Consider the following 22,949-nt stretch of genomic DNA (forward strand, 5'->3'; position numbering starts at 1 on the left):
GCCGATGGTACTGCAGGGGGGACCCTGTGGGAGAGTAGGACGCCGCCGAACAATTTTTCTAGAGAAGCCCCGCCGGGTAACCGGCGGGGCTTCTCCGCGTTTCCGGGACGCCATCGGCCGTCGACAGGGGTGCTAGGTCCACCCTGGTCGGGTTCCTGGGCCAGTGTGTGCCGGCGCTGCGGCCGACAGACTGGAGCTCCACATTCGGAGAGTTGCGGGGGAGAGATGGTCATGAGCGGTCCAGCCGTAGCGGTCGGTAGTAGGGCTGACCGGATCGACGGGCTTCAGCGTTGGACCCGCAGGGGTGCGACGGCGCTGCTGCGCTGCCTGCAGCTGGTCTTCTCCGCGTTCCTGGGGTCGGCCGTCCTCCTCGTTGCGGTGCTCTTCCCGCTGATCGTGACGGAGTCACGTACCCAGCACGGTGTCGAGACGCTGTTCGTGATCGCGGCGGCCGTGGTGCTGTTCCCGGTGATCTGCTTCTGGACGAGCCGGCGGACGGCGGAGTGGTCCCGGCAGCGGGTCGAGGCCTGGTTCGGCGTGCGGGTTCCGACCTTCTACCACCGGGTGCCGGCACCTCAGCAGGACGAACGAGGGCACTGGTGGACGGGCCACGGCTACCGCTCGCGGCTGTCCACGGCCCGGGCCGAGCTGCAGATCCGTACGGTCCTGAAGGATCCGGCGTGCTGGCGGGACGCCCTGTGGCTGGTGGGCAATGCCGGTGTCGCCGGGGTGCTGGCGTTTCCCTGCCTACTGCTGGTGGGCATCGGTGGTGGCACGTTCGCGGCCGTCCTGCTGCACAACATCGGCTACGGCGGGTTCTCGGCCGTCGGTGGTCCACTTGAGTTCGTCGGTCAACTCGCTCTGTGTGCAGCCGCCGTGCTCGCCGGCCTCGCGCTGGCCCCGCACGCCGTTCGGATCCACGCGGACTGGGCGCGCCGTGCCCTCGACCCCACTCTCGGGAGTGTCCCCAGCAAGGCGCGGCTCACCGAGCGCGTGCAGCACCTGACGAGTACCCGCGCCGAGGCGGTCGGCAGTCAGGCTGCCGAGCTGCGGCGGATCGAGCGGGATCTGCACGACGGGGCGCAGGCGCGGCTGGTGGCGATCGGGATGACGCTCGGGACGATCGAGCACCTGATGGACACCGATCCGGCGGCGGCGCGTGAACTGCTGTCCGAGGCACGGCAGTCGTCGGCGAAGGCGTTGCAGGAGCTGCGGGATCTCGTCCGGGGTATTCATCCGCCGGTGCTGGCGGAGCGCGGGCTCGGGGACGCGGTGCGGGCGTTGGCGCTGGACAGTGCGCTGCCGACCGAGGTGTGCGTGAGCCTGCCGGACCGTCCTGCGGCGCCGGTCGAGGCGGCGGTGTACTTCAGTGTGTGCGAGCTGCTCGCGAATGCCGCCAAGCACTCGGGTGCGGACCAGGTCTGGGTGGACATCCTGTACCGGGCCGGTACGTTGCGGGTGACGGTCACCGACGACGGCCACGGGGTGGCGGACCCGGCGCGGGGGAGTGGGCTGCGCGGGATCGAGCGCCGGTTGGGTACCTTCGACGGTGTCCTCGCCATCGACAGCACGTCGGGCGGTCCGACCACCATCACCTTGGAGCTGCCGTGCGAGTTGTCCTCGCCGAGGACCTCTACCTTCTCCGCGAAGGCCTGATCCGGCTGCTGGAAGCGCACGGTTTCACCATCGCGGCGGCGGTGGAGACGGGGCCCGAACTGCTGGACGCGCTGCTGACGCACCGTCCGGACGTGGCGGTGGTGGACGTCCGGCTGCCGCCGACGCTGACGGACGAGGGGTTGCAGGCGGCGCTCGCCGCGCGCCGGGAGATCCCGGGTCTGCCGGTGCTGGTGCTGTCGCAGCACGTCCAGCAGCTGTACGCGCGGGAGTTGCTGGCCGACGGTTCGGGCGGCATCGGGTACCTGCTCAAGGACCGGGTGTTCAACGCCGGGCAGTTCATCGACGCGGTGCACCGGGTGGCGGCCGGCGGGACGGCGATGGATCCGGACGTGATCGCCAAACTGCTCCAGAGCAACGCGCGTTCGGGGCCGCTCCAGCGCCTGTCGCCGCGTGAGCGGGAGGTGCTGTCGTTGATGGCGGAGGGCTGTTCGAACTCGGCCATCGCGGCTCGGCTGGTGGTCAGCGACGGTGCGGTGGCCAAACACATCGCCAACATCTTCAGCAAGCTGGGGCTGGCCCCGGCGGACGACGCGAACCGCCGGGTGCTGGCCGTGCTGGCCCATCTGAACGGGACGGCGGAGCAGACACAGTGACAAGCAGGCCGGGGCGGACGCTGAAACAGGTGTGCGAGTAGTATCCGGTGGGCCGAGACGGCCGGTGGCGACAGCCTCCCGGGCCGCCCCGACCAGGGGGAATCCGGCAGCCGACGGTCGCACGGCAGAAGCCGACATCCAGGGGTTGATAGACGCATGGCACGCCCATCCCTCACCCGTGCCCACCGGGTCCTGCTCGGGCTGGTCGCGGCCGGAGCCTGCCTGATCTCGGGCATCGGTTTCGCAGGCTCGTACAACGCGGTGCGCGATCTCGCGACGGCGAAGGGCTTCGGCCTGTTCGCGTACGCGTTCCCGATCGGTGTGGACGCCGGCATCGTCGTCCTGCTCGCGCTCGACCTGGTACTGACCTGGCTGCGGATCCCGTTCCCGCTGCTGCGGCAGACCGCCTGGCTGCTGACCGTCGCGACGATCGCTTTCAACGCGGCGGCCTCCTGGGGCGACCCGCTCGGGATGGGCATGCACGCCGTCATCCCGGTGCTGTTCGTCGTGGTGGTCGAGGCCTCCCGGCACGCGGTCGGGCGGATCGCGGCGATCACTGCGGACCGGCACATGGAGTCGGTGCGGATGCTGCGCTGGCTGCTGTCGCCGGTGCCGACGTTCCGGTTGTGGCGGCGGATGAAGCTCTGGGAGCTGCGCTCCTACGACGAGGTGGTGCGGCTGGAGCAGAACCGGCTGGTGTACCGGGCGCAGCTGCGTTTCCGGTACGGCAGGGGGTGGCGGCGTTCGGCGCCGATCCAGGCGTTGCTGCCGTTGAAGCTCGCCAAGTACGGCATGCCGCTGGACCTCGGGATACTCGACCGGCTGGACGAGGAGGCTCGGCAGCTGGCGGAGGCCCGCGAGGCGAAGGAGCTGCAGGCGGCCGGGCGGGTGGCGGCCGGGCAGGAGCCGCAGGCCGCGATTCCCGCCGCCGTTCCCGTTCCCGCGCCGGTCGCTGCTCCTCCGGTCGCTGCCGCTCCCGTGCAGGCGGAGGCCCCCGAGCCGGTGGCGCCCACCGTGTCCGCGGTGGCGGCGGAGCTGGCGGTGCCGACGCTGGCGAAGCTCGCCGCCGTCCGGTTGCGGGACGCGCAGGAGCCGGCCCAGGCCGAGGAGTCCGCGCCGGTGCCGGCCAGGGACGAGCTGAACGTCTGGACGGAGCGGGCCGTCCGGGCGCACGCGCCGCAGGGCGGGATGGAGGCCACCGGGCGGGTGCCCGGCCAGGCGTCCCCCTGGTTCAAGCCGCCGCGTCCGGGCACGCCGCAGCCGGTGCCGCAGCCGGTGCGTCCGGTGGCCGAAATCCGGCGTGAGGCGGTCCGGCCGGCCGAGGCCGAGGAGCCGGTGCTGCCGGAGGGACCGTGGGAGCCCGAGCCGCGCGACACGGACACCGGCCTGCGCGAACTGCGCCCCCGGGAGTCGGCCCAGCGTGAGAACGGCTTCCAGTCGGACCGGCTGGACCCCGAACTCTGCTTCGACGCGCTGGTCGCGTACATCGACACCTATGAGAGCCACCCCGACTCGCAGCGCCTGGCGGAGTACCTGACCGAGAACGGCGTGGTGGGCAACCGCCCCGACGGTTCGGTGAGCACCGGGCAGGTGGAGAAGATCCTGCCGGTGCTGCGGGAGCGCTACGCGTCGACGGGCCGCGACTGACCGAGCCGTCCGGCCGCCGGCCGGCCATTGACTGCCCGACTCCGCCGGGGCTACCTTCGCATCAACAAATTGTTGAAGCGTTGGTTCGGCGTGGAGGAGTACGGATGTCGCAGTTCGAGGTGGACGGTCGCAACCCGGAGGATGGGGCCTCGTTCTCCGGCGCCGCCCGGGCCGCCGTGGACGCGCTGCTCGCACCGGTCGACGCTGAGCTGGCGCGCCGCTACCCGGGCGAGCCGGGCACCCGCCAGCCCGTCCACACCGTGTACGTCCCGGCCGACGTCTTCACCGCCGACACCGTCCGCAGCTGGGGCCGCCAGGCCCTGGAGGCCTTCGACGCGCACGCCGGCACGCCGGCCGGGCTGGCCCGGGCGCTCGGCGTCCCGGCCGGTGAGCTGCTCGACGACGTGCACGCCCGGGTCCGCGCCAAGCTGGAGCGCGAGCCGGTCGAGGACCTGCGGATCGACTTCGAGGACGGCTACGGCCCGCGCCCCGACGCCGAGGAGGACGCCGCCGCCGTCCGCGCAGCCCAGCTGGTCTCGGCCGCCGTGGCCGACGGCAGTGCGCCGCCGTACATCGGTATCCGGATCAAGTGCATGGAGGCGGCCGTCCGCGACCGCGGCATCCGCACGCTGGAGCTGTTCCTCGCCACCCTCCTCGCGGCCGGCGGCCTGCCCGAGGGGCTGGTGCTGACCCTGCCCAAGGTGACGTACGCCGCGCAGGTCACGGCGCTCGTCCGGCTGTTGGAGGACTTCGAGCGGCGGGCCGGGCTGCCGCAGGGCCGGATCGGATTCGAGATCCAGATCGAGACCACCCAGGCGATCCTGGGCGCCGACGGCCGGGCCACGGTCGCGCTGATGATCGAGGCGGCCGAGGGGCGGGCCACCGGGCTGCACTACGGCACCTTCGACTACAGCGCGTCCTGCGGGGTGAGCGCCGCCTACCAGAGCATGGACCACCCGGTGGCCGACCACGCGAAGGCGGTCATGCAGGTGGCCGCCGCCGGTACCGGCGTCCGGCTGTCGGACGGGTCCACCAACGTCATCCCGACCGGTCCGGCCGAGCAGGTGCACGCGGCCTGGAAGCTGCACCACGACCTGGTCCGCCGGTCGCTGGCCCGCGCGTACTACCAGGGGTGGGACATGCACCCGGCGCACCTGCCGACCCGGTACGTGGCCGTGTACACCTTCTACCGCGAAGGCCTGGCGGCGGCCGCGGCCCGGCTGGCCGCGTACGTCGCGAAGGCCGGCGGCGACGTGATGGACGAGCCGGCCACCGCCAGGGCGCTCAGCGGCTACCTGCTGCGCGGCCTGGACTGCGGAGCCGTCGACCCGGCCGAGGTCACCGCGCTCACCGGTCTGGACCGGGCGCGGCTGGACACGCTGGCCGGGCGCTGAGGCGCGGGCCCCGGCCGCGGCGCCCGGACGGGGACCGGTCCGGACGAGGGCTAGGCTGACGGGGCCGCCCGGGGAGGGCGGCCCCTGTGTCGTCCCGTCCTTGGAGAGCCGCCCCTTGGAGAGCCGCCGCACCATGCCGGAGCCGACCCCCAGGCAGTACCTGACCATCCGGCACGACGGCAGCCACGAGACCGAGATCAAGAAGTCCCGGTTCATCTGCCATCTCGCCCGGGTCGCGGACGAGGACGAGGCGCAGGCCTTCATCGCCGGGATCCGCAAGCAGTACTGGGACGCCCGGCACAACTGCACGGCGTTCGTGGTCGGCGACGAGCACCGCCGTGAGCGCTCCAGCGATGACGGCGAGCCGGGCGGTACGGCCGGGGTGCCGATGCTGGAGGTGCTGCGCCGACGCGGTCTGACCGACACCGTCGCGGTCGTGACCAGGTACTTCGGCGGGATCAAGCTCGGCGCCGGCGGCCTGGTGCGGGCCTACGGGAGCGCGGTGTCGGAGGCGGTGGACGAGATCGGGCTGCTGGAACGGCGGCCGGTCGCCCTGCTCGCGGTGACCGCCGGCCACACCCGGGCCGGGCGGCTGGAGAACGACCTGCGGGCGGCGGGCTACGCGGTGAACGGCCTGGGTTACGAGGCGGCCGGGGTGCGGATCGAGGTCGGGGTGCCCGAGGCGGAGGTGCCGGCCTTCCACGCCTGGCTGGCCGAGGCCACGGCCGGTGCGGCGGCGGCCGTGGCGGCCGGGCGCACCTTCGTCGAGGTGCCGGTGTAGGCAGGCCCGGCGCCCGGGCACCGGGCGGACGGCGATTGTCGGACGATCTTTCGGACAGAGAACGTCCGGGCGGTTTCGGGCCGCGGGACTGCTGCCTAGCCTGGGCCGGTAGCCGACCCGGGAGCGGAGCCCCGCCGAGATGTCCTTCGTCCAGACCGTCACCCTCGCGCCGGGCGCCAGTACCGGCTGGCACTACCACCCGGGCCGGGTCCACGTGATGGTCCTCTCGGGCACCCTCACCCGCACCCTGCACGACGGCACGGTCGAGGTCAGCGAGGCGGGCGAGCGCCTGGTCGAGCAGGCCGGCCCGGTGTACATCCACGTCGGCCGCAACCTCGGTGAGGAGCCGGTGGTGCTGGTGGCCACGTACGACATACCGGACGGGTACCCGCAGGCCGTCGCCGTGGCCGCGCCCGAGTGGAGCCGCTGACCGTTCCGCCGCCGCTCGCCCGACCAGGGCTTGAGCAGATTCACTCGAACGAATTGACGTAAGCCGGAGCTGGAACTTCCGCTCCGGGTTACCGCGTTTTCACCTACAAGGATCCGGCGGAACCGGATGCCAGACCCTTCCCCCGCCCTTCGGGCGGGGGGACCCCATGGGAGGACGTCACACCCGACCCACCGCACCACGGGAGGTATCGCGAATGACCTCAGACCGCTCCTCGTCGCCGGCCCGCCCCGATCTGCCCGGCCCCCGGAGCCCCGCCACGCCCTACCGGATGACCGTCACCACCGCGCTGACGCACTCCGACGCCGTGGCCCTGGCCGACCAGCGGATCGGTGCCTGGCTGAAACAGGAGGGCTGCGCGGAGCCGCCGCCCGTCTCCCCCGCGCCCGACGACCCCGACGGCCCGGCCGAGCGACTACGCCTCGGCGGCCGGATACTCCTGGACCGGGACGGCGGACCGCTGCGCAGCGGACCGGCCCCGGACATTCCGGACGGCGCCCTCCCGCCCGGCCCCGCCACCGGTCGGTACACCCGCCGCAGGCTCCGCAGCCCGGCCCCGCACGGCACCCACCAGCTCACCCTGACCGTGGCCACCGACACCGGCGGGCCGACCTGGGTCCGGCTGGAGGCCGAGTACCAGGCCTCGGGCACCGGCGTACGGACGCCGAGCAAGGTCCCCGTCCCCGAGATCGCCCGCAGCCTGCTGCCCCTGCTGGACGCCAGCGACGGGCCCGTCCCCGTGCACAACGGCCCGCGGGTGATCACCGCCGCCGAGGTCGACGCCCTGATCGACGAGCTGTGCGACCCCGGGCGGCGGCTGCCAACGGTGGTCGCCAGCGTCCCGGCCAACCTGGACCTCGACGAGTGGCTCGCCGGGACGGTCCGCCCGCTCTGCCATCAGCTGCCCGGGCTGGCCACGCTCTACGTCCTCGACCCGTCCGCCCGCACCGAGTTCAACGTCGCCCTGGAGTACCACTCGGTCTACGGCGGCGCGGTGCGCACCTACCTGCCGGAGGTCGACCCGGCCTCCCGGTACGACGGGGCCCGGCATCCGGTGATGCCCCGCCGCCGGATAGAGGAGGACCTGCGCCGCGCCGCGGGCCTGATCGCCCGTGAGCCGCGCAGGCTGGCCGCCGAGCTGCCGCTGCCCGCGCCGCTCGCCGCCGTCCCGGTACTGCGGGTGCCGCCGGTCTCCCGCCGGGCCGACCTCGCCGCCGGGCAGCAGGCGGACGCCGACCTGGCCCACGAGCACCAGCAGGACAGCTCCGACGAGCAGGCCAGGGCGGACGAGCTGGAGCGGGTCCGGCACAGCCTGCGGCACTCCCGGCGGCGCGAGCATCTGCTGCGGACGGAGTCCGAGGAGCAGTACGCCACCCTTCGGCACGTCAGCGCGCAGGTCCGGGTGCTGGCCGGCCGGTTCTGTCCGGGCAGCACGTCCGGCCAGGCCCAGGCCAAGGGGCCGTCGGCCGACGGCCCCGGCCGGCTCGCCGGGCAGGCCCACGCCGAGGAGGACGGTGCCCCGGGGAGCTTCGCCGAAGTCATCGACCGGCTGACCGAGTTCCCGCTGCTGACCTTCACCGGCGACCAGAAGGCCGCCCTCGCCCTCGACGGCCTGGGCACCTGCGCGGGCTGGGCCCGGCTGACCTGGGAGGGGCTGACGGCGTTGCAGGAGTACGCGGTGGCGGCGGTCCGCGGAGAGGCGGGCGGCGACTTCAAGCAGTGGTGCGAGCACACGCCGGACGGCTGCCACCACTTCCCGCCGCGCAAGGCCGTCCGGGGAGAGTCGCAGACGGTATTCAGCCACACCAAGTGGAAGCGCGAGCGGATGCTGCCGGTGCCCGAGTGCGTCGACTCGTCCCGGCGCGCGTTCATGGGTGCGCACCTGCGGATCGGCGGCGGACGGACGGCGCCACGGCTGCACTACCTGGACGACTGCTCGGGCAGTGGCCGGATCTACGTGGGCTACATCGGACTGCACCTGACCAACACCCGCACCAACTGAGAGGCTTGGCTGACCGCGTGCGGTCGTTCGGTGGACAATGTCCGGCAGGGGCCGGCCGCGCAGTCGCGGCCCGCCCCGGGGAAGCGCCGGACGAGCATGGGGGAACGACCGCCGATGCAGTACTCACCAGACGGCCGCTACTCACCCGACACGACCGACACGGCCGGCGCAGTCGTCGGCGGGCCGGCGCCGGGCCGCGGGGCCGGACCATCGGCCGCAGGCCCGGGACCGGGCCTGTCGGAGGGCGCCGCAGGCCTGCAGCCGGGCTTCCTGGCCTCGGTCTTCCGTGACCTCGGCGCGGCGGCCGGGCCGGACATCCCCGCGCCCCGGGCCGCCGGACCGGACGCGGCGGACCCCGGGGCCTGGCCCGAGCCGGGGGAGGGCGCCGACGAGGCCGTCGCCGCGCACGGCCGCGCCGCCGCGCTGACCCACCACCGCACGCTCACCGTCCGGGCCGACCACGACCGGCTGGCCGACCTGCTGCGGCGGGCCGCCCTGCCCGTCTCCGCGATGGACTTCGAGAGCCAGCTGCGCAGCTACGTACCGCGTCCCTACCCGGCCGGCGGGCAGGACGCCGACGGCCTGGGCGCCGAGCCGCGCTGGGAGGACTACGCACCGCCCCGGCCCGCCGCCGCCGACGAGGGCCCGGCCCGGCACCTGCTCGACTCCGGCTACCAGCGGGGCCTGGCGCAGGCCCGGCTGACCCACCAGCGCGCGCTGCGCGAGTGGCGGACGAAGCAGGCGGAGGCCGCGAGCTCCGGCGAGGCCGAGGCCCGGCGGGCCCACACGGAGGCCGAGCAGGCCAGGGCGCGGGCCGTGCGCGAGTACAACGACACGCTGGAGGAGTGCCGCCGGGCCTACCGGCTGGCCGAGCCCGCCGCCGTCGAGTCGCTGATCGAACGCGCGCTGGCCGCCGCCGAGACCGCCACCCAGGACCTGCCCGTCCCCTGCCGCGCGGTCTTCCGCCCGCTGACCCGCACGGCCGTCCTCGACCTCGACCTGCCGCCGCTGGACCTGGTGCCCGCGCTGACCGGCTACCGCCTCACCCCGGAGGGCGAGATCCTCCCGGTGCCGCGCCCGGCGGCCGACCGGGCCACCGACTACCTGCGCCTGGTCGCCCGGCTCGCCCTGCGGGCGCTGCAGGCGGCCGACGCCGTCGACACCGACGAGATACTGACCGGTGTGGTGCTCAACGGCTGGCTCCGCGAGCGCGGCGGGGCGCAGGCGCTCTGCCTGGTGAGCGTGGACGCCGACCGCGACGCCCTGGCCCGGACGAGGCTGCTGCCCGCCGCCGCCCCCTACGAGGGACAGGACGGGGAGGAGGGCGACGGCGTGTACGCGGACGCCGAGCGGGACGAGGCCCTGGTGCGGCTTCGCCAGCTCGGCGCCGCCGTCACCCCCGACCCCTATGCCTACGCGGGCGTCGAGCCGGCCGCCGCTGCGGGCCCGACCGTGCCCTCCGCCGACGACCTGTCGGCCAACGAGTTCGCCTACCTGGTGCAGGAGTTGCTGACCCGGGGCGGCCTGGAGGGGTGGAGCGTGCGGCTGCGCGGCCCGGCCGGGCTGGTCGCCACCGGTGAGGGCGAGCCCGGCACCGCGCTGCCCGGCCGCTGGGTGGTCTGGGCCTCCCGCGCGGGCGCCCCGGTGGCGGAGGAGGAGATCAGGACGCTGGCGGAGGCCGTCCGGGAGGAGTCGGCGGACCGCGGGCTGCGGCTGACCACCGGCAGGTTCAGCGACGCCGCCCTCGACCTCACCGGCGAGGAGAGCCACCAGCACATCCACCTGGTCGACGGCGAGGGCGTCCGCGAACTGGCCCGTACCCACCTCGGGCTACCGCTCGGCACGGGCGTCTGAGAGCCCGCGCCGGGGGCGCGCCGGCGTGCGGGGCGGCCCCCGGGGCGGCAGGCTGGGCCGATGGGAATCGGATTCATCGACAGATGGCGGGCCCGCCACGGACACCACCCCGGCCGCCCCGCGCCCGATGCGGAGGGCGACCAGGCCTCGATGGCCGAACTGCTCTCCGACTGCGAGCTGCTGCGGGAGTTCGCGGAGCGTGCCGGCCTGCGGCTCGACGACGAGGTGCCCTCGTTGAGCGCGCTCGACCAGCTGCTGCCGAGCTGGCGGGACGACCCCGCGACCGCCGGGTGGCTCGGCAACGACGCGGGGTACTACCTCGGCACGGTGGTCGTCCGGACGGTCCCCGGCGCCCGCTGGCAGCTCGCGGCCGACGGCAGCCCACTGGTCGAGCTGTCCGACGGCCGGCAGCTGGACGTCGCCGCCGTCGGCCACTCCTGGGCACGGACCGGGACGCCGCAACTGACGGCCGCCTACCTGGAGACGACGGACCACTGACCGTCGCCCGGCCCCGCTCACCCCGGCGGACCGCCCGGCGGGCGACGGGAGGGCGCGGGCCGCAGACTGGGGGCGGGTACGGGCCGCGGCCCGCTGACACGGGGGAGGGGCAGCGCGATGACCGCGATCCTGGTCGCCGCCGGGGCGTTCCTGATGACGCTGATCGGCGGTTTCGTCGCGCAGCGGACGGGCGACCGCAGACACCTCGTCCTCGGGTTCGCGGCCGGGCTGATGCTCGGCGTGGTGGCGTTCGACCTGCTCCCCGAGGCGATCCGGGCGGCCCCGGGGGAGTTGCACGGCGTGCCGCAGGCACTGCTGATGTTCGCGGCGGGCTTCCTGGTGATCCACATCATCGAGCGGGCGGTCGCCATCCACCGCGGCCACGAGGGCGAGTACGCCGAACACACCCACGCGCACGGCCACCGGCAGGACCACCACGGACCGCAGGCGCAGGGCATCGGGCTGACCGCCGCGAGCGCCCTGGTCGGCCACAGCCTGATGGACGGCTTCGCGATCGGCGCGGCCTTCCAGGCCGGCAGCACCGTCGGCACGGTGGTGGCGATCGCCGTGGTGGCCCACGACTTCGCCGACGGCTTCAACACGTACACGATCACCCGGATGTACGGGAACAACCGGCGCCGGGCGCTGACCCTGCTGGGCGCGGACGCGCTGGCGCCCGTCACCGGCGCCGCCATCACGCTGCTCTTCACCATCCCCGAGCAGCTGCTCGGCCTCTACCTGGGGTTCTTCGCCGGGTTCCTGCTCTACCTGGCGACCTCGGACATCCTCCCGGAGGCGCACAGCCCGCACCCCTCGCGCACCACGTTGCTGTGCACGCTGGTGGGGGTGGGGTTCATGTGGCTGGTGATCGGCTTCGCCGGGTAGCGCGGTGCGGGTTCAGCCGCCCAGCAGCGCCCAACGGGCCCGCATCGCGGCCAGCGCCTCGGTGATGGCCGGCCGCCGGGAGGCCTGGGTGCGCCAGAGCGCGAACACCCGCCGGGTGGGCTCGGGCGCCACCGGGCGGGCGACCACACCCGGTGGCAGCGCCCCCCGCCCCAGCCGGGGCACCAGGCCCACGCCGAGACCGGCCGCGATCAGCGCGATCTGGGTCTCGAACTCGCCGACCTGGTAGACCACGTCGGGCTCCTCGCCGGCCTCGCGCATCGTCCGCACCAGCCAGTCGTGGCAGATGTTGCCCGGCGGGACGCTGATCCAGCGCTGCCCGCAGAGCCGGGCCACCGGCACCACGGCCAGCGCGGCCAGCGGGTGCTCGACCCGCAGCAGCAGGTCGACCGGGTCGTCGCCGAGGTCCAGCCGGGACAGCCCCTCCTGCACCGGCAGCGGCACGGTCGGCCAGTCCTGGACCAGTGCCAGGTCCACCTCTCCGCGCGCCACCAGCTCGGCGGCGAGGTACGGATCGCTCTCCAGCAGCCGGACGTCCAGCTCGGGGCAGCGGGCCCGCAGGTCCGCCAGCGCGCCCGGCAGCAGGCCGCGCGCGCCGGTGGCGAAGGCGGCGAGCAGCAGCCGGCCGACCGCCTGGCCGCGCTGCTCCTCCAGCGTCACCTCGGCCTGCTCGACCAGGGCCAGCACCTGCTGCGCGGTGGCGGCCAGCTCCCGCGCGGCGTCGGTGAGGACCACGCCCCGGCCCTGACGCTCCAGCAGGACCGTCCTGGTCTCCCGCTCCAGCTTGGTGATCTGCTGGGACACGGCCGAGGGCGTGAAACCGAGCGCGGCGGCCGCCCCGCCGACCGAACCGTGCACCGCCACCGCGTGCAGGGCGCGCAGCCGTCCCAGATCCATCATGCAGCAATGCTAAACCGTTGCCTTCAGAATTCATCGCTGGTGCTACCGGGTCACCGGCGGCCATGCTCGCTGCATGCCCGCATCGAGCGCCACCATGAGCCCGCGTCACATCGCCCTGGCCGTCCTGGTCGCGGCCGTCTGGGGCCTCAACTTCGTCCTCATCCACGTCGGCCTGCAGAACTTCCCGCCACTGCTGTTCTGCGCCCTGCGGTTCGCCGTCGTCGCGCTGCCGGCGGTCTTCTTCGTCCGCCGGCCGGCCGTCGCCCTGCGCTGGGTCCTGGCCGTCGGCGTCGTCCTCGGCGTGGTCAAGTTCGGGCTGCTGTTCCTGGGGATGCACGCCGGGATGCCGGCCGGGCTGTCCTCGCTGGTGCTGCAGAGCCAGGCGGTCTTCACGGCGGTGTTCGCCGCGGCCCTGCTGGGCGAGCGGCCGTCCGGGCAGCGGGTCACGGGCCTGGCGATCGCCTTCGGCGGCATCGCCCTGGCGGCCGTCGACCACGGGGCCGCCGGGCCGGTCGGAGCGTTCGTGCTGGTCGTCGTCTCGGCGGCGGCGTGGGGCCTGTCCAACGTGCTGACCCGCCGGGCGTCGCCGCCGGACGCGCTGCGCTGGATGGTCTGGGTGAGCGCCGTTCCGCCACTGCCGCTGCTCGGGCTCTCGCTGCTGGTCGAGGGGCCGTCCGCGGACCTGGCCGCGCTGCGCGGCATCACCGCGGCCGGGTTCGGCGCGATCGCCTACGTCGGGCTGCTGTCCACCCTGTTCGGCTTCGTCGCCTGGAGCTTCCTGCTCCGGACGTACGACGCCACCGCCGTCGCCCCGTACTCCCTGCTCGTCCCGGTCTTCGGGATGTCCTCGGCGTGGCTGCTGCTGGGCGAGCCGGTCAGCCTGCCGGCTGGCTGCGCCGCGCTGCTGGTGATCGCCGGGATCGGACTCACCGCGCTGCGTCCGGGGCTGCTGCCGGCCGCTCCCGGGCGGCTGCTCCGTAGGCCGCGTCCGCGACCCGCAGGGCCCGTAGCAGCGCCTCCTGGTCGGACGGGCTGACCGGGCCGAAGTACTCCTGGGCGACCTCGTGCCGGACCTGCCCGATCCGCTCCACCGCGGCCCAGCCGGCCGCGGTGAGCACGATCCGCACGGCCCGCCGGTCGGCCGGGTCCGGGGTCCGCTCCACCAGGCCGGCCTCCTCCAGGGCGTCGACCACGGTGGTCGCCGAGCGGGGGGCGATGTGCAGCCGGAGGGCGAGGTCGCTGAGCCGCATCGTCTGGCCGGGGCTCTCGCAGCCGGGGGCGTGCGCGAGCGTGCGCAGGGCGCGGCCCTGGCCGGGGGTGATGCCGAAGGGGTCCAGCCGGTGCATCGTCTGCCGCCTGATCCGCTTGATCGCCCGGGTCATCTCGTCGGCGAGCTCGGCGGCGGTCTCGGACGGCGTGGCGGTCATCGGCGGGATCTCCTCGGCAGGGTTTCGCCCCAGGGTATCGGCCGTCCTCGCCCGGCCGGGCGCCCTCGGGAAAGGTATTGAGTCAAGCTCACTATGTGGGTTACTCTGCAATTGGGTGAGGCAACCCTAAGTCGCCTCCGTGAACCCTGTCGACCACCCGGGAGAAAACGTGCCCCGCTCCGAAGCCCGCGTCACCACCGACCGAGCCGCCCGCTACGCCAAGCAGCTCGCCGCCCACCTCGGCCGCAAGGTCGAGACCCACTGGTCGGAGGAGACCGGCCGCGGCGAACTCACCTTCGGCGGTGGCACCGGCACGCTGGTCGCCGAGCCCGAGGCCCTGCTGCTCGCCGTCGAGGGCGACACCGACCACCTCCCCGGCCTGGAGGACGTCGTCGGCCGCCACCTCGTCCGTTTCGGCGCCCGCGACGAACTCGTGGTCGAGTGGCAGCGCGACAACGGCGAGGCCGGCCTCGTCCACCGCAACGAGGAGCCGCCCGCCGCCTAGCGCCGGTACGGTGCCGTGAGCAACAGCCCGCCCGCTGGAGCTGCCGGAGCCGCTAGAGCCGGTGGGGCAGGACGCGGGCCGGCAGGCGGGAGAGTGCCGTGAGCAGCAGCCCGCCGACGCACCAGCTGGCCAGCACGTCCAGCAGCCAGTGGTAGTCGCTCCACACCAGCCCCAGCCCGACGCCGAACGCGAGCAGCGCCGCGCCGCCGTACAGCAGGCGGCGGGCCCGCTCGCCGGCCGTCCGGCCCAGCAGCAGCGCCGCGGCGCCGTACGCGATCGTCGCGGTCGCGGTGTGGCCCGACGGGTACCAGCCCCACTGGTCCGGCCCCAGCGGCAGCCCGAACGGGCCCGGCCGGGCGAACCACGCCTTCGCGGGCACCACCAGCAGCGGGATCAGCCCCGCCGTCACCATCGCCACCGGCACCGGCAGCCACCACCGGCGGAAGCCCGCCCCGCGGGCCCGCCAGGCGGCCAGCGCGCCGCCGCCCAGGAGTACCGGCAGGGCCGGCACCGAACCGCCCAGGTCGGACAGCGCCGCACCGAGATGGTTGAGCAGCGGACTGGACAGCCAGTGCCGGGCCGCGTGGACGGCGTGCCGCACCCAGCGGTCCACACCGAGCAGCGGTCCGTCCACGGCCACCTGCCAGGAGATCACCACCAGCAGGACGGCCTGCACGGCCGAGGCCGCCACGAGCGCGGCCGGGCGGCCGCCCGCCGAGAGAGGACGAAGCGGAGAACGAGGCCGAGAACGAAGTGGCCGCCCCGGAACGGGGGGGAGAGCCCCGGGGCGGCCATGATGATCGCCGTTCCGTGCGCCCCGGGGGGTGTGGGACGGGCGGTCGGTCGATCGGTCTTCGGTGTGCACCGCCTTCGCCGGGGCGGCATGGTTGTCCTCGCGGACCGACGACGCGCCCTCCGAGGAGGGAGGTGTCGCCGGCGGATCCGCCAAGGGCTGGGGCTCGCTGTCCATCTGTGATGACACTACGTCAAGGGATTTGCCGAGCCGAGCGGCTTCAGCCATTCCGCACAGCATCTTCACCGGGTGGAGTACAACCTCGGACGGTAGGGCGACGGCCCGGTCCGCGGAGGACCGGGCCGGACAGGGAGCGGAACACCGGTCAGACGCGGGAGAACGCGCCCTCGATGATGTCCAGGCCCTCGTTGAGCAGGTGCTCCGGCATCACCAGCGGCGGCAGGAAGCGCAGCACGTTGCCGTACGTGCCGGCGGTCAGCACGACCAGGCCCTCGGCGTGGCAGGCCTTCGCGACGGCGGCCGTCACCTCCGGGTTCGGCTCCTTGCCGCCCGGCTTGACCAGCTCGACCGCGACCATCGCGCCACGGCCGCGGACCTCGCCGATGTTCACGGTGTCCGAGCCGGCGAGCTTCTCCTGCAGCGCCTTCAGACGGCCCAGCATGATCTCGCCGATCCGCTGCGCCTTGCCGTTGAGGTCCTGCGACTTCATCGTCTCGATCGCACCCAGCGCACCGGCGCAGGCCACCGGGTTGCCTCCGTAGGTGCCGCCCAGGCCACCGCCGGGGGCGGAGTCCATGATCTCGGCGCGGCCGGTCACGGCGGCCAGCGGCAGGCCGCCGGCGATGCCCTTCGCGGTGGTGATCAAGTCCGGGACGATGCCCTCGTCGTCGCACGCGAACCACTGGCCGGTGCGGCAGAAGCCGGTCTGGATCTCGTCCGCGACGAAGACGATCCCGTTCGCCTTCGCGTACTCGACGATCGCCGGCAGGAAGCCCTTGGCCGGCTCGATGAAGCCGCCCTCGCCCTGGATCGGCTCGATGATGATCGCCGCGACGTTGTCCGCGCCGATCTGCTTGTTGATGATGTCGATCGCCTGCGCGGCCGCCTCGGCGGCACAGTTCTCGGCGCCCGTCAGCCAGCGGTAGGGGTAGGCCACCGGCACCCGGTAGATCTCCGGCGCGAACGGCCCGAAGCCCTGCTTGTACGGCACGTTCTTGGCGGTCAGGCCCATCGTCAGGTTCGTCCTGCCGTGGTAACCGTGGTCGAACACCACGACGGCGGTGCGCTTGGTGTACGAGCGGGCGATCTTCACCGCGTTCTCGACCGCCTCGGCGCCCGAGTTGAACAGCGCCGTCCGCTTCTCGTGGTCACCCGGGGTCAGCTCGTTCAGCTGCTCCGCCACGGCCACGTAACCCTCGTACGGGGTCACCATGAAACAGGTGTGGGTGAAGGCGGCCAGCTGCTCGGTCGCCCTGGCCACCACGGCCTCGGCGCTGTTGCCGACACTGGTCACGGCGATGCCGGAACCGAAGTCGATCAGCGAGTTGCCGTCCACGTCCTCCAGCACGCCGCCGTTGGCGCGGGACACGTACACCGGCAGCGTGGTGCCGACGCCGGCCGCCACCGCGCCGAGCTTGCGTGCCTGCAGCTCCTGCGACTTCGGACCGGGGATCGCGGTGACCAGGCGGCGCTCCTGCGGGAGCGGCGTTGCGGCGCTCATGGTGTTCTCCAGACTTCTCGGCTCGGTCTTCGCAGGCTACGGCGGCCGCGCGGGCCCGGGCATGCGCCACTCGGTACCACTGCGCCGTCCGACTTGTCCTGCGCGGCCAGCGCGCCGCCGACGACTACGGGCAGGCCCCGCTCCACTACATTGAGCGCGGGCGTGTCGCCGGTACGACTGTGTGGGTAGAGCGGCATGGGTATGGCTGCATGGGTCTGAACAGGTCTGAACGGCCTGCGGGGCGGGCGAGGGAGCGGGACCGTACATGGGACTGGACGGCACACACGGGTACGGGCAGCGGGCCACGGTCACGCCCATGCCCCAGCAGACGGCCCGGGGCCTCCCGGAGCCGGCCGCACCGGCCTTCGACCTCGCCACCTGGGTCGCCGCACCCAGGCCCGAGGCCGAACCCGGCGTCTACCGCCACGGCCACCGGCCGCACGACCCGGCCCGGGCCGAGGACGCGAAGGTGCCGGCGGCCCCGCTGCTGCTGCGGGCGGGGCTGAACGCGGTGGTGGCGTGGTTCGCCTACCTCTACGGGACCTACGCGGTGATGCACGTCGCCGGGTTCTTCGGCTGGTTCAAGGGATTCTCGCCGCAGCAGTTCAACACCGCGCAGACGCTCATCAACCCGTTGACAGCGGTGTGCGTACTGTTCCTCTTCGGGCGGATGGGGCGCTGGCTCGAGGTTCGTCGGCGCTATCTGACCCGCTCGGGGTGGCAACAGAACGTGAGCCCGTTCCTCGCCCGAGCGGTGACGCACGACGGGGTGGCAGCCCAGTCGGTGCCCGCCCGCGGACGGACGGAGCCGTCGTCCGACCCGTGGGCGCAGTTGCGGCAGGCCGGGGCCGGGGTTGCGGCGCAGGTGCTGGACCGGGAGGCCGTGGGGGACGTGGACTACGTGCGGATCCGGCGGGCCTGGGAGGTGGTGCTGGAGGATCCGGGGATCCTGCCGGCGTTCACGGAGCAGGTGACGGCCCGGGGCGGGGCCGCGTGTGCGCATCCGTCCGAGGCCCGGGACCTGCCGGCCCGGTCGGGGCGGCACGATCTGCTGAGCCGCCAGGTGCGGCTGGGGACGGCGCAGGACGTGCCGAAGAATCCTCCGGCGCACCGCGGCGCGGGCTTCGCGCTGGATCCGGCGGTTCTCGGCACCTCGCTGCTGGCGGTCGGGCCGGCGGGCACGGGCAAGACGTTGCGGCTGGCCCGCCCGGTGGCGGAGGCGCTGTGCCTGCAGGCGCTGGCGGGGACGGCCTGTGCCGTGGTGATCGGCGCAGGGGACGCGGATCTCGGTCCGGACGCCTGGTACGACGTGGTGATCGCGCCGGGCGATCCGTCCTCGGCCTACGGCCTCGATCTGTACGGCGGTGTGCGCGATCCCGACGAGGCCGCGGCCCGGCTCGCGGACGCGCTGCTGCCGGACGAGCTGGCGCTGCGGGCCGAGAGCGCCCGCAGCGCGCTGCAGCAGGTGGTCGGGCCGTTCCGGGCCGCGTTCGGGCGGTTCCCGGGGGTGCGGGAGCTGCGTGCGCTGCTGGGTGACGGGTCGGACGAGTCCGACGCGGCCCAGGAGCTGGTGAAGGCGCTGCGGGCGGGCGGCCTGCTGGAGCGGTACGAGCGGGACCTGCAGCTGCGGGAGCGCAGCCGCGGCCGGGCGGACGATCCGGGTGCGCTGCTCGCCGACCGGCTGGCGCTGCTGGACCGGCCGGTCTTCGAGGGGTGTTTCGCCACCGACGGCAGGGGGCGTCCGCCGTTCGCGATGCGGGCGCTGGACCATCCGCTGCGGGTGCGGGTGAAGCTGCCGGAGCTGAGTCACCCGGAGGCCGCGCGGATGCTGTCGCGGCTGGTGGTGGGCCAGTTCGTGCAGGCCTCGGCGGCGCGCGAGGACCGTTCGCTGTTCGCCGGGCTGGTGGTGGACGACGCCTCGGCGGCACTGGACGCCGGCATCGTCCGGGGCCTGCAGCGGATGCGCGGGACGAACGCGGGCGCGGTGCTGCTGCTGCGGACGCTCGTCGACCTGCCGGAGGCCCTGCGGACGCCGCTGTTCGGTGCGGTCGGCTGCCGGATGGCCTTCCCGGGGATCGCCCCCTGGGACGGCAAGCTGTTCTCCGAGGCCTGGGGGACGCACCTGGTCCGCGAGACGGCCGTCACGCACGCCCCGGACACCTCGGGCGGCATGCTGCGCCGGGCCGGCCGGCTCGGCCGCAAGGCCCTGTCGGGGACGACCGCGCAGACCGAGAGCGTCACCACCCGGGACGTCGAGCGGTTGCGCTGGTCGTCCTCGGACCTCGCACACGCGCTGCCGGCCGGGCACGCGGTGGTCTCGCTGACCGCGGTGACGGGCGAACAGGTGCCGCCGCTGCTGGTGGACCTGCGGGCCTGACGCCCGCGCCGCGCGGGGAGGGCCGTATCGCCGTCACGGTGGATTCGGCAGTCCTCGTTGTCCGGAGCGTCCATAATGAGAGGCAGAGTCTCCCTCCTCGCCCGGCCGCAACGGCGCGGTCAGGTCGTCCCACCGAAGGTGCCATGCCTCCCACACTCGCGTCCGTCGTCCGCAACACCTCGCTCCACCTGACGGTCCTCGCCGGAGCGGACCATCTGGAGCGGCCGGTCCGCTGGGTGCACACCAGTGAGCTGGACGATCCCACCCCCTTCCTGGAGGGTGGTGAGCTGCTGCTCACCACCGGTATCAAGCTGGGCCGCACCGCCTCCCGGCTCCAGGCGTACGTGCACCGGCTGGCCGACGCGGGCGTGGTCGGCCTCGGTCTCGGGGTCGGGCTGTCGCACACCGAAGTCCCCAAGCCGCTGGTGGAGGCCGCCGCGCAGCGCGGGCTGCCGCTGCTGCGGGTGCCGGAGCCGACGCCGTTCATCGCGATCAGCAAGGTGGTCTCGGCGGCCATCGCCGCCGAGCAGTACGAGGCGGTGACCACCAGTTTCGAAGCCCAGGAGGAGCTGACCCGGGCCGCGCTGGGCAAGGACGGCACCACGGCGGTGGTGCGCCGTCTCGCGGCCCGGCTGGGCGGCTGGGCCGCGTTGTACGACGGTTCGGGTGCGCTCTCGGTGGTGGCCCCGGACTGGGCGGCCCGCCGGGCCGGCCGGCTGGCGGCCGAGGTGGACCGGCTGCGCCGGCGCCCCGCGCCGTCCAGTGCCGCACTGCAGGGCCGCTCGCCCGGCATCGACACGGCGGACGAGGACTACGTGGTGGTCCAGTCGCTGGGTGCCGACCGCCGGGCGCGCGGCTTCCTCGCGGTCGGCACCGAGGACCGGATCACCCCGACCGAGCGGTACGTGCTGAACGCCGCGGTCGCCCTGCTGACCCTGACCCTGGAGCGTTCGCGCGAGCTGCGCCAGGCCGAGGAGCGGATGGGCGCCGCGCTGCTGCGGATGGTGCTGGCGGGCGAGGTGGGCACGGCCCGCCAGGTCGCGGTCGGGCTGTTCGGCGGTCTGCCGGAGGGGACGATAAGAGTGCTGGTGGCCGGCGCCGCGCAGGGAGCGGAGGCCGCCGAGGCCCTCAGCGAGCTGGCGGAGCGGGCCGAGCAGGCCGGCGGCCGGGTGGGTGAGCGGCTGCTGGTGGCGCGTGAGGACGCCGCGGCCGGGTCGCGGCTGACGCTGCTCGCCGTGGACAACGGCGCCGTGCACCGGGCCTGCCTGGGGGTGGTCGAGGAGCACGAGGGCCTGTCGCTGGGGGTGTCCGCGCCGGCCGCCCTGGACGAGGCGGGGGTGGCCTTCGCGCAGGCGGAGCGGGCGCTGGCGGTGGCGCTGCGCGGTGGCCGGCGGTCGGTGGACCACGAGGAGGTCGGCGCGGGATCGCTGCTGCCGCTGCTCGGGGAGGAGGCCGTGACGGCCTTCGCCGAGGGCCTGCTGCGGCCGCTGCGCGAACACGACCGCACCGCGCGCGGCGACCTGGTCGCCTCGCTGCGGGCCTGGCTGTCGCGGCACGGCCAGTGGGACGCCGCCGCGGCCGACCTGGGGGTGCACCGGCACACCCTGCGCTACCGGATGCGCCGGGTCGAGGAGCTGCTCGGACGTTCGCTGGACGACACGGACGTGCGGATGGAGCTGTGGCTCGCGCTGCGTTCGGGCGAGGAGTGAGCGGGCGGGGTGCGGGCCGGGCCACGTCCGTACCGGCGCGGGTACTGGCCGGGATGGAGTGCCGGCGCGGCTGAGCGCTACGCCGTGGCCAATCCGGATCGGTTGCGAGCCCGCCTACCGTGGGGTTCGGGCTCCACAGCGGTGGGGCGCAGACGACGAGGAGAGGGCCGGTACCACCGTGACCACCACCCATGAGTTCTGGCTGGCCGGCCGCCGGGCGAGCGGCGACGGCGACTTCGAGGTGCGCAACCCCTGGGACGGGCGCCTGGTCGGGAAGGTCGCCGTGCCGACCGAGGAGCAGGTGGAGGAGGCGCTGGCCGCCGCCGTGACCGCCCTCCCGGTGTTCGCCGCGACCCCCGCGCACGTCCGCACGGCCGCGCTGGACCATGTGGCCCGGCGCCTGGCCGAGCGCACCGAGGAGATCGCGCAGCTGATCACCGCGGAGAACGGCAAGCCGATCAAGTGGGCCCGCGGTGAGGTCGGCCGCGCCGTCTCGGTGTTCCGCTGGGCCGCCGAGGAGGCCCGCCGGACGAACGGCGAGACCATGCGCCTCGACACCGACCCGGGCGGCACCGGCCGCTTCGCCGTGGTGCGCCGCTTCCCGCGCGGGGTGGTGCTGGGCATCGCCCCGTTCAACTTCCCGCTGAACCTGGTCGCGCACAAGGTCGCCCCGGCGATCGCCGTCGGCGCACCGATCATCCTCAAGCCGGCCCCCGCCACCCCGCTGTCCGCGCTGGTGCTCGGCGAGATCCTGGCCGAGACCGACCTGCCGGCCGGGGCCTGGAGCGTGCTGCCGGTGCCGAACGACCGGATGCCGGCGCTGGTCCAGGACAAGCGCCTGCCGGTGATCTCGTTCACCGGTTCGGACAAGGTCGGCTACCAGATCATGGACTCGGTGCCGCGCAAGCACGTCACCCTGGAGCTCGGCGGCAACGCCGCGGCCGTGGTGCTCGCCGACTGGTCCTCCGACGCGGACCTGGAGTGGGCGGCCTCGCGCATCGCGACCTTCGCCAACTACCAGGGCGGCCAGTCCTGCATCTCGGTGCAGCGGGTCATCGCGGACGCCACCGTGTACGACGCGCTGGTCGAGAAGGTCGTCACCAAGGTGCAGGCGCAGGTCACCGGCGACCCGTCCGACGAGGCCACCGAGGTCGGCCCGCTGGTCGACGAGAACGCCGCGAAGCGGGTGGAGGCCTGGGTGGACGACGCGATCGCCAAGGGCGCCAAGCTGCTGACCGGCGGCGGCCGCGAGGGCGCCACGTACGCCCCGACCGTGCTCGCCGAGCTGCCCGCGGACGCGATCCTGGCCACGGCCGAGGTCTTCGGCCCGGTGCTCTCGCTGCAGAAGGTGGACGGCACCGACGAGGCGTTCGCCGCCGTCAACGACTCGCTCTTCGGCCTGCAGGCGGGCGTCTTCACGCACGACGTGCAGACCGCCTTCCGGGCCCACCGCGAGCTGGAGGTGGGCGGCGTGATCATCGGCGACGCCCCCTCGTACCGCGCCGACCAGATGCCGTACGGCGGGGTCAAGGACTCCGGTGTCGGCCGCGAGGGCGTGCGGTACGCGATGGACGACTACACCCAGGAGAAGGTGCTGGTGCTCACCGGCCTGGACCTCTGAGCCCGCTGCACCCGGAACCCCGGAACCCCGTCACCCCGTGGCCGTGACGGGGGTGCGGCGTGATAGGGACTTCCGTTCCTCGTGGCGTGCTCCGGCGGCGGGGTAAGCCGACTGCGGGGACGGCCACCCCGACCCGGGT

General features: G+C 74.2%; 19 protein-coding genes. 15 read left to right on the forward strand and 4 right to left on the reverse strand.

All coding sequences use genetic code 11. From position 1 onward, the window contains the following. Nucleotides 1–231 precede the first annotated feature (231 nt). The 10 genes from ACFUK0_RS33455 to ACFUK0_RS33500 all read left to right on the forward strand — a co-directional run bounded on the left by ACFUK0_RS33455 (nucleotide 232) and on the right by ACFUK0_RS33500 (nucleotide 11,779). A complete protein-coding gene (locus ACFUK0_RS33455; protein ID WP_380256545.1) occupies nucleotides 232–1,656 on the forward strand; it encodes a sensor histidine kinase in 1,425 nt (474 codons plus the stop codon). After that, entirely contained in the window at nucleotides 1,608–2,270 is a 663-nt protein-coding gene (locus ACFUK0_RS33460; RefSeq protein WP_380256547.1) for a LuxR C-terminal-related transcriptional regulator, read from the forward strand. Before ACFUK0_RS33455 ends, ACFUK0_RS33460 begins: the two co-directional genes overlap by 49 nt. Before the next feature lie 156 nt (nucleotides 2,271–2,426). Beyond that, entirely contained in the window at nucleotides 2,427–3,917 is a 1,491-nt protein-coding gene (locus ACFUK0_RS33465; protein ID WP_380256549.1) for a DUF2637 domain-containing protein, read from the forward strand. 104 nt (nucleotides 3,918–4,021) lie between these two features. Then, the gene (locus tag ACFUK0_RS33470) at nucleotides 4,022–5,311 is read left to right on the forward strand and encodes a DUF6986 family protein (RefSeq protein ID WP_380256551.1); all 1,290 of its coding nucleotides are present in this window, start codon (nucleotides 4,022–4,024) and stop codon (nucleotides 5,309–5,311) included. 133 nt (nucleotides 5,312–5,444) lie between these two features. Then, a complete protein-coding gene (locus tag ACFUK0_RS33475) occupies nucleotides 5,445–6,092 on the forward strand; it encodes a YigZ family protein (protein ID WP_380256553.1) in 648 nt (215 codons plus the stop codon). 139 nt (nucleotides 6,093–6,231) lie between these two features. Beyond that, a complete protein-coding gene (locus tag ACFUK0_RS33480; protein ID WP_380256555.1) occupies nucleotides 6,232–6,522 on the forward strand; it encodes a cupin domain-containing protein in 291 nt (96 codons plus the stop codon). A 214-nt stretch (nucleotides 6,523–6,736) separates the two neighbouring features. Continuing rightward, on the forward strand, nucleotides 6,737–8,542 hold the full coding sequence (locus ACFUK0_RS33485) for a hypothetical protein (RefSeq protein ID WP_380256557.1): 1,806 nt from the start codon (nucleotides 6,737–6,739) through the stop codon (nucleotides 8,540–8,542). A gap of 114 nt (nucleotides 8,543–8,656) precedes the next feature. Beyond that, nucleotides 8,657–10,396: a restriction endonuclease gene (locus tag ACFUK0_RS33490; RefSeq protein ID WP_380256559.1), complete on the forward strand. Its 1,740-nt coding sequence runs from the start codon at nucleotides 8,657–8,659 to the stop codon at nucleotides 10,394–10,396. Between the two features lie 60 nt (nucleotides 10,397–10,456). Beyond that, entirely contained in the window at nucleotides 10,457–10,894 is a 438-nt protein-coding gene (locus ACFUK0_RS33495) for a DUF6278 family protein (protein ID WP_380256561.1), read from the forward strand. Between the two features lie 117 nt (nucleotides 10,895–11,011). After that, nucleotides 11,012–11,779: a ZIP family metal transporter gene (locus ACFUK0_RS33500; RefSeq protein ID WP_380256563.1), complete on the forward strand. Its 768-nt coding sequence runs from the start codon at nucleotides 11,012–11,014 to the stop codon at nucleotides 11,777–11,779. Between the two features lie 12 nt (nucleotides 11,780–11,791). On the opposite strand, the gene ACFUK0_RS33505 is transcribed toward ACFUK0_RS33500, so the two are convergent. Further along, nucleotides 11,792–12,697: a LysR family transcriptional regulator gene (locus ACFUK0_RS33505; RefSeq protein ID WP_380256565.1), complete on the reverse strand. Its 906-nt coding sequence runs from the start codon at nucleotides 12,695–12,697 to the stop codon at nucleotides 11,792–11,794. A gap of 94 nt (nucleotides 12,698–12,791) precedes the next feature. Here ACFUK0_RS33505 and ACFUK0_RS33510 point away from each other — a divergent pair, with 94 nt between their 5' ends. After that, on the forward strand, nucleotides 12,792–13,733 hold the full coding sequence (locus ACFUK0_RS33510) for an EamA family transporter (protein ID WP_380256581.1): 942 nt from the start codon (nucleotides 12,792–12,794) through the stop codon (nucleotides 13,731–13,733). On the opposite strand, the gene ACFUK0_RS33515 is transcribed toward ACFUK0_RS33510, so the two are convergent. After that, nucleotides 13,624–14,124 carry a MarR family winged helix-turn-helix transcriptional regulator gene (locus ACFUK0_RS33515; protein ID WP_380256567.1) on the reverse strand — a complete coding sequence of 167 codons (501 nt, stop codon included), beginning with the start codon at nucleotides 14,122–14,124 and terminating at the stop codon, nucleotides 13,624–13,626. The genes ACFUK0_RS33510 and ACFUK0_RS33515 overlap by 110 nt on opposite strands. Nucleotides 14,125–14,293: 169 nt before the next feature. Between ACFUK0_RS33515 and ACFUK0_RS33520 the strand changes: the two genes are divergently transcribed. Next, nucleotides 14,294–14,629 carry a DUF2218 domain-containing protein gene (locus tag ACFUK0_RS33520; protein ID WP_380256569.1) on the forward strand — a complete coding sequence of 112 codons (336 nt, stop codon included), beginning with the start codon at nucleotides 14,294–14,296 and terminating at the stop codon, nucleotides 14,627–14,629. A gap of 52 nt (nucleotides 14,630–14,681) precedes the next feature. Here the strand turns inward: ACFUK0_RS33520 and ACFUK0_RS33525 are convergent, their stop codons facing one another. Both ACFUK0_RS33525 and gabT read right to left on the reverse strand, forming a co-directional pair. Then, the gene (locus tag ACFUK0_RS33525; RefSeq protein WP_380256571.1) at nucleotides 14,682–15,320 is read right to left on the reverse strand and encodes a phosphatase PAP2 family protein; all 639 of its coding nucleotides are present in this window, start codon (nucleotides 15,318–15,320) and stop codon (nucleotides 14,682–14,684) included. Between the two features lie 427 nt (nucleotides 15,321–15,747). After that, nucleotides 15,748–17,103 (reverse strand): 4-aminobutyrate--2-oxoglutarate transaminase, encoded by a 1,356-nt coding sequence (gene gabT, locus ACFUK0_RS33530; protein ID WP_380256573.1) that lies wholly within the window; start codon nucleotides 17,101–17,103, stop codon nucleotides 15,748–15,750. A gap of 316 nt (nucleotides 17,104–17,419) precedes the next feature. On the opposite strand from gabT, the gene ACFUK0_RS33535 reads away from it, so the two are divergent. From ACFUK0_RS33535 to ACFUK0_RS33545, 3 genes are all read left to right on the forward strand, one after another. Continuing rightward, complete coding sequence (locus ACFUK0_RS33535) at nucleotides 17,420–19,480, forward strand: ATP-binding protein (protein WP_380256575.1); 2,061 nt, start codon at nucleotides 17,420–17,422, stop codon at nucleotides 19,478–19,480. Nucleotides 19,481–19,623: 143 nt separating this feature from the next. Further along, nucleotides 19,624–21,189, forward strand: coding sequence for a PucR family transcriptional regulator (locus ACFUK0_RS33540; protein ID WP_380256577.1), 1,566 nt, complete (start codon nucleotides 19,624–19,626; stop codon nucleotides 21,187–21,189). Between the two features lie 178 nt (nucleotides 21,190–21,367). Then, nucleotides 21,368–22,810 (forward strand): aldehyde dehydrogenase family protein, encoded by a 1,443-nt coding sequence (locus tag ACFUK0_RS33545; RefSeq protein ID WP_380256579.1) that lies wholly within the window; start codon nucleotides 21,368–21,370, stop codon nucleotides 22,808–22,810. The last annotated feature ends 139 nt before the right edge of the window (nucleotides 22,811–22,949 follow it).

Source organism: Kitasatospora sp. NPDC057223, from assembly GCF_042669755.1.
Classification (GTDB): Bacteria; Actinomycetota; Actinomycetes; order Streptomycetales; family Streptomycetaceae; genus Kitasatospora.

Coding starts and splice junctions, on each gene's coding strand:
- ACFUK0_RS33455 (WP_380256545.1), top strand. CDS start 232: ATGAGCGGTCCAGCCGTAGCGGTCGGTAGTAGGGCTGACCGGATCGAC.
- ACFUK0_RS33465 (WP_380256549.1), top strand. CDS start 2,427: ATGGCACGCCCATCCCTCACCCGTGCCCACCGGGTCCTGCTCGGGCTG.
- ACFUK0_RS33470 (WP_380256551.1), top strand. CDS start 4,022: ATGTCGCAGTTCGAGGTGGACGGTCGCAACCCGGAGGATGGGGCCTCG.
- ACFUK0_RS33475 (WP_380256553.1), top strand. CDS start 5,445: ATGCCGGAGCCGACCCCCAGGCAGTACCTGACCATCCGGCACGACGGC.
- ACFUK0_RS33480 (WP_380256555.1), top strand. CDS start 6,232: ATGTCCTTCGTCCAGACCGTCACCCTCGCGCCGGGCGCCAGTACCGGC.
- ACFUK0_RS33485 (WP_380256557.1), top strand. CDS start 6,737: ATGACCTCAGACCGCTCCTCGTCGCCGGCCCGCCCCGATCTGCCCGGC.
- ACFUK0_RS33490 (WP_380256559.1), top strand. CDS start 8,657: ATGCAGTACTCACCAGACGGCCGCTACTCACCCGACACGACCGACACG.
- ACFUK0_RS33495 (WP_380256561.1), top strand. CDS start 10,457: ATGGGAATCGGATTCATCGACAGATGGCGGGCCCGCCACGGACACCAC.
- ACFUK0_RS33500 (WP_380256563.1), top strand. CDS start 11,012: ATGACCGCGATCCTGGTCGCCGCCGGGGCGTTCCTGATGACGCTGATC.
- ACFUK0_RS33505 (WP_380256565.1), bottom strand. CDS start 12,697: ATGATGGATCTGGGACGGCTGCGCGCCCTGCACGCGGTGGCGGTGCAC.
- ACFUK0_RS33510 (WP_380256581.1), top strand. CDS start 12,792: ATGAGCCCGCGTCACATCGCCCTGGCCGTCCTGGTCGCGGCCGTCTGG.
- ACFUK0_RS33515 (WP_380256567.1), bottom strand. CDS start 14,124: ATGACCGCCACGCCGTCCGAGACCGCCGCCGAGCTCGCCGACGAGATG.
- gabT (WP_380256573.1), bottom strand. CDS start 17,103: ATGAGCGCCGCAACGCCGCTCCCGCAGGAGCGCCGCCTGGTCACCGCG.
- ACFUK0_RS33535 (WP_380256575.1), top strand. CDS start 17,420: ATGCCCCAGCAGACGGCCCGGGGCCTCCCGGAGCCGGCCGCACCGGCC.
- ACFUK0_RS33540 (WP_380256577.1), top strand. CDS start 19,624: ATGCCTCCCACACTCGCGTCCGTCGTCCGCAACACCTCGCTCCACCTG.